Annotated in this window: 12 protein-coding genes; 1 reads left to right on the forward strand and 11 read right to left on the reverse strand. The window is 54.7% G+C overall.

The annotated features are described in order from the left end of the window. Nucleotides 1-390: 390 nt before the first annotated feature. The 11 genes from DL239_RS20815 to DL239_RS20865 form a co-directional block, all read right to left on the reverse strand. Nucleotides 391-666: a hypothetical protein gene (locus DL239_RS20815; protein WP_167686024.1), complete on the reverse strand. Its 276-nt coding sequence runs from the start codon at nucleotides 664-666 to the stop codon at nucleotides 391-393. A gap of 349 nt (nucleotides 667-1,015) precedes the next feature. Next, a complete protein-coding gene (locus DL239_RS21765) occupies nucleotides 1,016-2,380 on the reverse strand; it encodes an AICE element replication initiation protein (protein ID WP_240932104.1) in 1,365 nt (454 codons plus the stop codon). Nucleotides 2,381-2,552: 172 nt separating this feature from the next. Beyond that, nucleotides 2,553-3,131 carry a hypothetical protein gene (locus DL239_RS20825; RefSeq protein WP_206188580.1) on the reverse strand — a complete coding sequence of 193 codons (579 nt, stop codon included), beginning with the start codon at nucleotides 3,129-3,131 and terminating at the stop codon, nucleotides 2,553-2,555. After that, a complete protein-coding gene (locus DL239_RS20830) occupies nucleotides 3,041-3,436 on the reverse strand; it encodes a hypothetical protein (protein WP_206188581.1) in 396 nt (131 codons plus the stop codon). Before DL239_RS20830 ends, DL239_RS20825 begins: the two co-directional genes overlap by 91 nt. Further along, on the reverse strand, nucleotides 3,426-3,635 hold the full coding sequence (locus DL239_RS20835; RefSeq protein ID WP_167686026.1) for a helix-turn-helix transcriptional regulator: 210 nt from the start codon (nucleotides 3,633-3,635) through the stop codon (nucleotides 3,426-3,428). Before DL239_RS20835 ends, DL239_RS20830 begins: the two co-directional genes overlap by 11 nt. Nucleotides 3,636-3,758: 123 nt before the next feature. Then, on the reverse strand, nucleotides 3,759-4,589 hold the full coding sequence (locus DL239_RS20840) for a hypothetical protein (RefSeq protein WP_206188582.1): 831 nt from the start codon (nucleotides 4,587-4,589) through the stop codon (nucleotides 3,759-3,761). Beyond that, the gene (locus DL239_RS20845) at nucleotides 4,586-4,744 is read right to left on the reverse strand and encodes a hypothetical protein (protein ID WP_167686028.1); all 159 of its coding nucleotides are present in this window, start codon (nucleotides 4,742-4,744) and stop codon (nucleotides 4,586-4,588) included. The genes DL239_RS20840 and DL239_RS20845 overlap by 4 nt, the downstream gene beginning before the upstream one ends. A 449-nt stretch (nucleotides 4,745-5,193) precedes the next feature. Then, the gene (locus DL239_RS20850; RefSeq protein ID WP_167686029.1) at nucleotides 5,194-6,426 is read right to left on the reverse strand and encodes an NAD(P)/FAD-dependent oxidoreductase; all 1,233 of its coding nucleotides are present in this window, start codon (nucleotides 6,424-6,426) and stop codon (nucleotides 5,194-5,196) included. Beyond that, nucleotides 6,423-7,823, reverse strand: a complete 1,401-nt coding sequence (locus DL239_RS20855) for an NAD(P)/FAD-dependent oxidoreductase (RefSeq protein ID WP_167686030.1) — start codon at nucleotides 7,821-7,823, stop codon at nucleotides 6,423-6,425. The genes DL239_RS20850 and DL239_RS20855 overlap by 4 nt, the downstream gene beginning before the upstream one ends. A gap of 224 nt (nucleotides 7,824-8,047) precedes the next feature. Further along, nucleotides 8,048-8,845, reverse strand: a complete 798-nt coding sequence (locus DL239_RS20860) for a phosphodiesterase (protein WP_167686031.1) — start codon at nucleotides 8,843-8,845, stop codon at nucleotides 8,048-8,050. A 656-nt stretch (nucleotides 8,846-9,501) separates the two neighbouring features. Beyond that, nucleotides 9,502-9,966 (reverse strand): site-specific integrase, encoded by a 465-nt coding sequence (locus DL239_RS20865; RefSeq protein ID WP_240932105.1) that lies wholly within the window; start codon nucleotides 9,964-9,966, stop codon nucleotides 9,502-9,504. 307 nt (nucleotides 9,967-10,273) lie between these two features. Here DL239_RS20865 and DL239_RS20870 point away from each other — a divergent pair, with 307 nt between their 5' ends. Then, entirely contained in the window at nucleotides 10,274-10,816 is a 543-nt protein-coding gene (locus DL239_RS20870; RefSeq protein WP_206188583.1) for a hypothetical protein, read from the forward strand. Nucleotides 10,817-11,136: the final 320 nt, after the last annotated feature.

The following is an 11,136-nucleotide window of genomic DNA, read 5'->3' on the forward strand; positions in this document are numbered from 1 at the left end:
AACCAAAAATTTATACCACAAACACAGATGCTTAACGCCACCTCCGGGTGGACGTTTGCGTTGGGGTTATCCCGACCGGTGCTACAGTGGTGCTACGTCACAGAGCAAACTCCAGCAATCACATAGCGCCGAATCCAATTACTGGAAGCCTAGTGGAAGCAAACCAATCAATTTGAGATCGACAGAAAGGCTAAATTTGTAATGAATTTGTGTCCGATCAACTGTCGGCACTGGCAGCACTGGCAGCACTGTCAGTCGCGAGCAACGAGGTAATTAAGTGATCGAACGTGATCACACGTGGCACGTCAGATATAGCGGCAGAGCCGTTAGTGCGCCGCGCAGGAATACTATAGAACCAAATACTAATTTGCGCGGAGCACGGGACAGGTATTAATCTTGGTCTTTACCACCAATCACTCCGTCACCGTCTGGGTCACCGTGAGTGTGAGCTGCCCAAGGGCCTGAGCTCCCACTTGGGTTGGAGGCTGGCTTTGTAAGACTGGGGTGCTGAGTACCCGGTGCAGGGTTATCATTACCCTCATGTACAACTTTGTTGGTGCCAGTGTTTTTATCCTCAGCCGGTAGTTTGAGTTCTGCAAGAGCGGCAGCACTAAGGCCCATCGAAATTGCAGCTGAAAGTGCGGTTAGTTTGAGTAATCTAGCCATGCAAATTCTCCAGTGTCTGAGAGGGACACCCATCCCTCACGGGACTGCTCGTGCAGGAAATATATCTTATTCGCTCAACAATCCTCGTCACATAATCGTGACTTGGCTGAAGGTCCTGAGACAGCTTGGCTGAGAGATGTCGCATCTCGTGGTATTAGTTTGTCCAAACCGGCTATTCACTGCGACCCAATATCAAGGTAATCTATCGCTGTATCATAGTGGTATCCAAGTCTTACCGTCAGCACTGTCAGTACTGTTAGCCAATCGGAATGGCGCAGACGAAAAGCGCCCGACCCTGGTAGGTCGAGCGCTTGAGCATTCCCAGCTATGCAAAACCGATGTTTGACCCTTAGTTGCTAGTCAACTCAACTACCCTCATCCCCGCCTTTCCCTCGCGGCTGAACCCTATGGTCAGCCCCTGACGCCTAAGAACGGGTTGTACCCGGCGCAGGGCCGCGCCAAAGCGTGCTTCGGAGCGTGGAAAGCTGTGGCTATCTTCTTTCAGGGTGGGAAACCGGTCCCGCAGAGTTTGGCGCAGGTCTGTAGCGGTGCCACTCCAAAGCTGACGGCCCTCCATCAGAGACGGGATCGCCAGCGCCACGGGGTTGGTCTCGACAGCAGCTTGGTCACTTCTGGTACGGTTTGCCGCGTAGGAATCCAGAAACGCCCCCTGTGTCCAGCCTAGCGATGGCTCGGCGGCAACTACCCATTTTGCGAAGTCCGCCATTCTGGGGGCTTCTGCGAGGCTCACAGAGTCAATCCGCCCCAGGGCGCAGGACACGGCATCCAGCAACGCGCCCAGAATAATCGGCTTGGCCTTGGCAAAGTCGCGGTTGAACGCGCCCAATGTCTTGCGTTTGTTGGGCGGAATAGTAGGCAGGTGAATGCCGATGGCACGATCTGCCAGATCAGGACGTGCCGCAAGGTCGGGAATGCCATTCAGCAGGCAGGGCCGGGTGGCATTGAAGAGCACTTCGTCGCTGTCCGTGTGCAGCTTCCGGGTGCCAAAACCGCCACCCGTGGCAATTCGACAAAAGGCATCTGCCATCATCGGGCGGATCGTAGATGGGTTATCAAAACTCAGAACATGATTGTGCATTGCGGCAATCACCAAGTCCTGTTCGGAATTAGGGGTGCTGCGGGTGCTTGGGCTGGCTGGATCGATCAGATCCCGCAGCGTTTGCGCGGTGGTGCTTTTGGCGCTGCCTTGTTCGCCGGACAGGATCAGAATGGGGTAGGGGCCTTTGGGGTGGAAACATCCCAAGACCCAGCCAACCAGCATTCGAAAATCGTCTTCGGTTTCAACATTTAGGAAGTCACGCAGAAGGTCGATCCCACCGCTCTGTTGTTCCGGCACAGGCAGGGCTTGCATTGCGTGTGAGCGACGGAACCGAGCAGGCGGGTGGCTGACCAGTTGCCAGCCCTCGGATGTAATCGCTACGGCTTGCCAGTCCTCGTCACCAAGATCCAGGTAAAGAGTGCGCCCAATTGAGGCGATGCGGCTGAAGACAGGATGCGTTTCCCCCTCGATCCGAGCCACGCCTTCGAGCATCCTGCGTTTGTCATCCAGTGTGGCATTTGAGGGCGCTTTGCCCTCGGCCTTGTAGTGCGCATAAGCCAGATAATTCCGAGACGTGGGCGAGCTGATCGGCCAGTGCTCAAAATGCCCCTTGGTTCGTATCGTTACATAAGGCTCGCCTTGAGGGGTTTCCAAAGCTCAAACTCATCCAAACGTGCGGCGCTGGCATCCGTACCTTTAGGTAAGGGAGCGGCCTTTGAGGTTGCGTTACTATACTTAGGGGGATGCGGGTCATTTGCGGCTGGTCCGGCCTGACTAACTAAGTAAGAGGCTGTCGCATCCGGCAGATTGCAAGTCACGCTATTAACTAAGGCATCAATCTCACCGCACCCCCAGCCAGCGGCAATAGCATCCGCCACGTCCCAACCCTTAGGTAAGTAGTTAGGGAGTCGCCCCTGTGATCATGTTCCTTAACTAAGGTATTCTTGATCGGCAGTATCAGCGGAGTTGCGTTTAGTAAGGTAACGAGTTGTTCAGCCAGCTTGTCAGCATAGTCTTGCCCCGGCTCATCGTGATCCGGCCAGATGATGACATGCCGCCCTGCTATCGGAGAAAGATCTGTTTTCGCCAGGGCCTTGCTGCCGCCAAAGCTAGTGGATGCCAGATAGCCCAATGCGGTGAGCGCATCGGCGCACTTCTCACCTTCAACCCAAATAACGGGCTGATCAGAGGGCGCCTGCACAATCCGGTCCAGATGGTAGATCGGTCGTGATTGAGGCGCTTTCCACGCGTCTTTGGTCACGTCATAGGGCAGGAAGAACTTACCTCTGCCGTTGCCCTCGTACCGATTGGCGATCAACACGGGCGAACCCGTTTTATTGCGATACACGTGCTGAGTATCGGCAACGCCTGCTTTTGGGTGGCGCAAGTCTCGCAGGGCGCCCATGCTGTCACCCCCAAACGTTGTGCCAGCGCCCGCGCGGCCTGACCTTGTTGCAACCCGTTCAGATAGGCAAAGAGGCTGATGGCGTCGCCACCCTTGTCGCCGGTAGCGAAATCGGCCCACAGGCCGCTGTCCAGGTTGATCCGAAACGATCCTGGCGAGAGATCCGCTCGGGTGGGATTTAAGGCCACCCATTCACGCCCCATCAACCTGCCATTTGGCAGCCATTCAGCTAATAGGCTGCGCAGGTTGATGGGGCTGGCCTCGGCAATTGCCGCGAACTCAATGGGTTTCCAGTTACCGGTCATTTGCAACAACCTCCTGAAGACGCGCGATTTCAAAGGCGTCAACATCACCGGCGCGGAACCGAACCAAGCGGCCAACTTTAACGTAAGCCAGTGGGTAGCGCTTGGTGCAGCGCCAGGTGGCAAGGGTGGTGATGGATACGCCAAGGCGTTCTGCGACCTGCTTAGGTTTGAGCAGGGTGTTTTGGTTTAGATTACTCATTTCTAGTCATCCCTTTTTTATGAGTTTCGGATGACCTAATAAGTAGGCAGAAACTTTGGGCAAAAGCCAACAAACTGAATCGTGCAAATGGGGAGTAAAAGATTCCCCGTTTGCACGATAGCCTTAAAATACAGAGCTCTCGCGAAGCTTTCGGATGGAGTTTGCAACATGTTGGCGGGTAATTTTTGGGTCGATCCGCACGATAATCGGATGCAGTTCGGCGAATGTAGGCGACAGATTCCCTTCCAGCTCTTTGAAATACATCCCTTCGGTGAAGGGGTGCACCACATGGGCTTTCCAGTGCGGCAAAATTGACAGCAGAAAACACTGAAGAGGGTGGTCTCTGCCCAATTTTCGGGCTTGGCTCCGGCGTTTCCATTCGGATGTATCGCGGTGAAATTGCTGCTGTGGTGTGGGAAGCCCTTCACCTTCAAACAGGTCAGCATAATCGGTCTGTTTGGGCTGGTGGTTGCAAGTCGCCTCGGTGCAGGCCTGCAAATCCACCAATAGGTCCCGAAACTCGCGGAAGATATTCCGGCGGGTGTCGATCAAATCGGGCAGGGTGGCCCCATTCTGCGTCTCAGCAAGCGCGTGAAATCCTCGAATCCGTTCCTCTAACTGCGCTTCCAAGTTTGGATGGTCGATAAGTGCTAACAGGGCTTCGGATAGCTGCTCAGCTTTGCTTGCAACCTTGGTCAGAGCCGCATTGTCCTGTTTTTCTGGGCGTTGCTCAAAACGGTCGTTCACGCCTGAGATAAAGGCCTCTACAGCTTCCAGCAGGATTGCTCGCCCGTCTTCGTTTGGCAGGTCCAAGAAGCGAGAAAAGCGGACAATAACCTCCTCGGGGATTATTCGGTTAAACTGATCCTCGGTATCCTCAGTCAAGTCGAATGTCAGCGAGGGATAGGAAGCGGCCAAAAGCTGGGCTTGAGGCGGATAGTCTGGCGTGGTCAAAATAGGTCTCGATGGGCAAGGGGATGTTCCGTCACTTTTCTGTCATAGTCGGCGAAAACGCCAGTGGCTGACAGTGCTGACAGTACCGACAGTGAAACTCGGCGGTTTTTCTCATAGCTGCCATTTGTGTCAAACACGTCTAACGGCAGCTTCAAACTCCAACGCTCTCCTTTAGAGCAGTTCAATAGAAGGGTTGGAAAGTAGGCATTAGAGGGCGCGTAAGGCGCTGAATTTGGATTGTAAATCTCCCTATTCATCCACATGGGTATCACTGGAGCCGAATGGACCGATTGGCGGGATTGATGCAGCGTATTGGGCTACAGCGGGCCCCTAAGAAATACACATAGGGTCAACAACTATGTGATTGCACTGGAGGCAGCCCAAGATGACATGGGCGCAGTTTTGGGTTGGGAAAGGCTGGTTTTGACTGGCTGGCCAGCGATCAACCCGTTGATACTCAGCAAATAAAACCAACCAGGTGGAGCAACCAGATTGATCGCGACAATCGGCTATGGGGGGATTACGTACTTGATCAAAACGGATTCTTTGACAATGTCGAGAACGGGTTGAGACCGGAGGCTGGGGGACCGATTGCCAACTCACGTCATGCGATGACGTCACTTTTCCCAATTAGTGAAAGGTCGATGGGGTGGCCAGCCTGAAACGGGATATTACGCAGCGTGATGCGGCGTGTCGGCAGGCAGTTTCTTGGTTCCTCGTATATCACCTGTTCGCCATGGCTGATGCACACCGTTCCCTTGAACGGTGCGGTGACGTGAAACGATAGGTCAAAGAGGGGGTCGCCAAAATTGTCACTGCGCAGAATGCTTGGTGTTGTCATCTTGATACCATCGCCGTGTCGGATTTCGGCGAAAGCCTTGTCCATCGCGATGTTCCCGGCCAGTAGTTGGGCCACGTATGCACCTGCTTTGATACCCTCCAGATAGCATTGATCGCCCATATCGGCAGGGTGGGTGGCATTGCCAATTACCGAAACAGCCGAGTCCGAGGTGATCCAATTCTGGTCGACCAGCGGGATCCGGTTGCTTGGATTCAGGCAAAGATGGCTGGCAGCGGCGATGGTGTTCTCGCCGGTGAAACAGCCGCTAAAAATCAGCCCATCGCAAGGAATGGCTGCCGTTTTGTTGCCCCGCGTGAGCGTCGTGATCTGTGTCAGGGTTTCAATTCCGGAGATATCGGTGATTTCGGTATTGTAGTGGATCGGCACGCCCATTGCCTTGGCAAGCAAAGTCGCGGGTCTATAGGCAGAGATGCGCGGGCCTGTCTCGATCATCGCCACCGGTTTTATTCCGGCATGGCGCAGGGTCCAAAGCGCTGAGAAGCTCACCAGCTCGGTGCCGACGATGACCGGGCGTTCGAACGGGCGCAACTTCGCAGAATAGATGAATTGTTGAAGTGCGCCGGTAGTGATTACGCCTTGTGGGCGCAACCCGGGTACCAGCCGTCCATGGCGTGGGGTTTCGCGGGCGCCAGTAGCCAAAATGATGTGGCGGGCGCGAATGGTTTGCAGGCCTGTTGCGTTGGCCAGTTCCAGCACTCCGCCCGGGCGCAGCGCAGTTATCGTGGTGCTGGTTTCAAACCGGACATCGGGGCAACGCCGCACCAGCGCGGCAATGAATTTTGGCCCCGACATTGGACGCTTAAAGACTCGAAGGCCAAAACTAGGATGATGGGTGTGGCGCGGTATCCCGCCAATGTCAGCCTCGCGTTCATAGACGACAATATCTTTGAACCCCGCCTGGGAAAGAGCAGTAGCAGCGGCAATGCCGGACGGGCCGGATCCGACGATGGCAACATCAATGTCAAAGCTACTCATGTTTGATCTTTCTTATGCCCGGCCAAGGGTGGTGATATTCTGCCTTGGGTCAACTCGGCCACCCGGGCACTGCAGTAAAAGCCGTTGCAGCGGCCCATCATCACCCGCGTGCGCCGTCGTAGGCCACCGAGGCTGCGGGCAGGCACGTCACTCTCGTCAAGCGCCGCCTCGATCTCACCCCGCGTGACGCGTTCGCAGTGGCAGACAATTTCGGTGCCATCGCCCTGTTGGTACGCACGTTTTCCATGTTCAGCCAATACCGGCATGACCGGCCAATCGGGTATGGGGGCTGGCCTGAAATCTGCGATATCGGAATAGGTTTCGCTGCACAGCTTTTCCACAAATGCCGCAATCCCCAACGCTGCTGTCAATCCGGTTGAGCGGATGCCGTTTACACCGATCCAGTTCTTTCCGGGCTCGGCGCTGATTTGGTAATCTTTGAATTGGGTCGCCGGACGTAACCCGGCATAAGTGGCGGTCACCGAATGGCCGGCCAGGCCCGGTAACATTTCGGTGCCGGTGGCAATCAGCCCCTCCAACATTTCGCGTTCGACCGTGGCGACATTGCGATCCTGCTGTTCCTCGGCTGTCGGCCCAAGAAGCAGGTTTCCAAAGATCGTCTTAGTCAGCACTACCCCCTTGGTCGTCGCGGTTGGCACAGGCAGGATGATCGAGTTGATCAAGGCGCTTGCGCTCTTGTCGTAAACTAGGAACTGCCCCTTGCGCGGCCGGATCTCAAAACCCGGCTTGCGGCAGATGTGTTCGATGTTGTCGCCGTTGGTGCCGGTACAGTTGATCACAAGACGGCCTGAAAACCGCTGTTGCCCGGTGTCGAGATGCCAATATTCTCCGTCAAACGCGCCAGATTTGATCTCGGTGTCAAATTGATAACCGGCACCGGCGCGTACCGCCTGCTTTAGATAGGCCAGCGGCGCGCTCCACGGGTCGATGACATATTCGCGGGGGACTTCAACAGCCCCGAGCGCCGTCTTCGACAGGCCATCCTCGCGACTGAGCAAGTCCTTGCGGGAGATTTGCCTGGCATCATCAACGCCGTTTTCATGCGCTTTGGAAACGATACCGTCGAGCTGGGCCAGCTGTTCTTCCGTCCAGGCGACGACTAGCGCCGCTGTTTTTAGCATCGGCAGGTTCAGGCGGGCATGGATGTCCAGATATTCTTTGTATCCGGCCTGCATGCAGGCCACTTCCAGGCTGCCGGGCGGCGCGTCGAAACCGGTGTGCAAAATTGCGCTGTTGGCTTTGCTTGCACCCGAGAGAATGTCGCGGCCGCGTTCCAGCAGCAGGGTTTTTGCCCCGGCAAGCGCAAACCGACGTGTGACCGCGCAGCCAACCACACCGCCGCCGATGACGATTACATCCCAACGAGCCTCAGGCATTCAGAACTCGGCAATTGCTAATTTTCCGGGTCTTGTGGGCATTCGTTCCGATGTCGAGGCCTGACCTGGAAAGTTCAAGTCTGGTCTGAAACTTGCCCTTGGCGAGGGGCAAGTCTAGATCCCTGACCACCAGAATGTTCAAATCATAGCTTTTCTGAGCGGCACCAAAATGGGCGCGAGATGTTCCGTGTCCTGTGTCAGCTTGCATGGTTTCTTCCCTGTCGTCAGAACAAATATAGTTTGTCATTTTCTGACACTTCAACCTGGTGCGTGATCAGCCCACCATCAGTCGTTCGGTGGTGGAGTTGGAATTCCGGGTTGGCGAGATGGAAACCGGATGATTTCTTGAGCGTGAGATCCAGCGCCAACCGCATACCGCCCGCAGAAGGGGCCGTGCTGACGACCGTTCCCCGCCATTGGGTATGGGCGGTCAAATGGATGTGTCCGCAGAGGACACGCTCGATGTTGGGAAAACGCTCTATTAGTTCTCCCAACAGGTCAGATCCTTCGAATCCATCCACATCGGTTTCCTGCACTCCAAATTTCACTGGTGGATGATGCATAAACAAGATTGTTGGCTTTTCCGATGCCTCGCTCAACCGCGCGTCAAGCCAGTTGGCTCGCTTTTGGCAGAATTCCCCTCCCGGAGCGGTGGGATTAGTGCTGTCCAGACCGATTAGGCGGGTGTCGTGGTCTTCGATCACATAGTGTAAGAATTCTGCATCTTGCGATGGGCAGGCTTGCCCCGAAAAAATCTTACCGAGCGCCGTCCGGTCATCATGGTTACCGGGCACCACATGATAGGGCATTTTCAGCGGGGCCAGCAGATGCTTGGCCTGTTCGGCCTGTGCGTCAGTGCCGTCATGCGTGATGTCCCCGGTGATCAACGTCACGTTGGGCAACGGATCAAGTTTGTTGACGCAGGTCACAAGTTGCGCCAACCTCTCACTGGTCGGTGCGACATCGCATGCTTTTTGGCCGGGCTCCACAATATGGGGGTCGCTGATCTGTGCGACTAGCAAGAGGAACTTGCCTTATCGTGGTTATCTTGCGGCATTCGTAGCCTCCCTAAACTTCAACAGTTTGCATAACTAAGCTCAACAACAACAGCTTGGCGAGCGATTTTGCACAATCAATTCCCTGCTTCTCGCCGCGACAGAACAACAACAACCCTAACATTACCACCTACTGGGCATAAAACACTAAGCGGGCACAGGGTGTGAGCTACCCGCATGCCCGAGGGGGTCGGGAAGGATCCAAGCCGCTTTTTGACTTTGCCTGCTCACAGTTGATCCTGCGCTTAACGCAGCTAGGCGAGCCGAAAGATGGCTCTCCTCTACAAGGCGGATGATCTCCAGTTTCTCAGAAGCAGGATAGGGCCGCATTGTGTAGTTGAGTGGAACTTCCCCCCGAAATGGGGCGTCCGCACAGCAGGCCTTGGCGCGGCGCACAGTGAAGGACGGCTTTACACCCTTTCCATATGAGAGCGCCGGTTGCCCAAGATTTAAGCAACGGGCCCGCTTTGGGCTGGAAGCTGACGTTAGACGGGTTTGGTACGAGTGGCGGCTCTGGGCCGTTCGCGACATGTCGGCGCGTCCTGGGGACCGACTTTGCAAAGGTCAAAAGCTGCGCACTACCGCCGGTCACCCGCATCTTTGCGAATGTCAGCAGTCCACCTTTATGCACTATTAGAAAACATCAACTCCGTCGCTTTGTTGACGCTGTCCCTAACGGGATCAAGGTTCAGGCGCGCATAGATTGCCGTGGATTGCTGCGAGCGATGCCCCAGCGACTTGCCGATAATGTACCCATTGGCCCCAGTTGCCGCCTGATAGCTCCCTAACGTGCGTCGCAGGTCGTGGATACGCAGGTTCTCAATTCCAGCTTCCAGTAAAATGCGACACCACGCTTTCTTGGGGTCCGCCAGATGACCGCTCTTGCCTGTGCCTTCAAACACAAAGGGGCTGTCTGACTTCAGCTTGCGCTCTATCAGCAGATCAACTGCTTGTTGAGATAAATGAACAGTCAGAGGATCAGCGTTCTTGGTTTCCTCAATCCGCCAAGTTGCGGCTTCAAAGCTGATGTCTTTCCACATCATCGCCAGCGTGTTAGATTTTCGCGCCCCGGTCAGGAGGGAAATCATAAAAAAGTCCCGCGCGGTTTCATTGGCTCATTTGCCAAGGCCTCAAAGAAACGCGGCAGTTCCTCAGGCTGTAAGAAGCGATCACGGCTCTGTTCCCGAAACTTCTTGATCCCGGCAGCGGGATTGGTGCCTTTCCAGCCCCATTCAATCGCCTTTTTGTGTCCGTCGTCATATAAAATGGGGCATCAGAGCGGATTGAGCTTTGGAGGCTCTGGTTCGTTAGTGTGATTGATTATGCGGCTTGTTTTTGGTGGTGCCAAGCGCAGAGATCTGAGCTACGCCGCCATCAATAGATATATGGCCGAGGTTGAAGAAAATCGCCCTTCGCATGACATTGCCTTTTGGCGCTCTACTTGGGGGATATCGGATCAAGGGTGCGGACATGGGAAACCAGCAGGGCCAAGGCAAGACTGCCTCCAAAGCAAAGAAAATTCTATTTCCGGCACTCCTCATGGTGGCGGTTTTGGCGAGTGGCGCCTGTTGGGCCGACACTTCCAATGATGACCTGCAGCTAAAAGAACACTGGGCCTTCCACTACTATGTAAACTTCCAAGACGTTGTCGAAGGGAGGTTTCCCGTTGGAACACCGGCTGCAGAGCTAACGGACTGGCTTTCGGAAAGTGGGTTTAGGCTGCCATACGAAATACGTCGAGCGCACGTTGAAATGTTCACTGGGGACTTTTCTTCACTTTCAACACAGCAAAGACAAGAAATATGGTTTGGATCTGCCAAAAATATTGGCTCGCTCTGTGGCGTCACTACACATGTTGTCTATTGGGAGCGAGATAAAACCGAAATGATATCGACGATAAGAACAAGAGAGCAGCGCTGCTATTTTGAAATCCCATAACCATGCGTAATCGATATCCTGTTCGACAAATTTCATTAATCTGGAGGAATTGAGTTATGGCAGAAATTTATATGGGTGTGAACGAACTAGGTGTCACTGGAGCAGGGCACGCGTTCGTCGGTGTTCAATATGACGATGGACTGCAGGTTGAAATTCACGGACAGCCTGAAGGTGGTTTTTTTGCAAGGTGGCTATGGTGCAATTCTTGGGGACGATGTTCCGATGTGTCTGACGTCAGCGCTTATGGGTCCAAATAGCGGTATTTGCTAAGAGAGGGTTTGTTGCTCATCAGTAACCACTGAGGAGTGGACGATGAGAAA

The sequence above is a fragment of the Parasedimentitalea denitrificans genome, assembly GCF_011813015.1.
Lineage (GTDB): Bacteria > Pseudomonadota > Alphaproteobacteria > Rhodobacterales > Rhodobacteraceae > Parasedimentitalea > Parasedimentitalea denitrificans.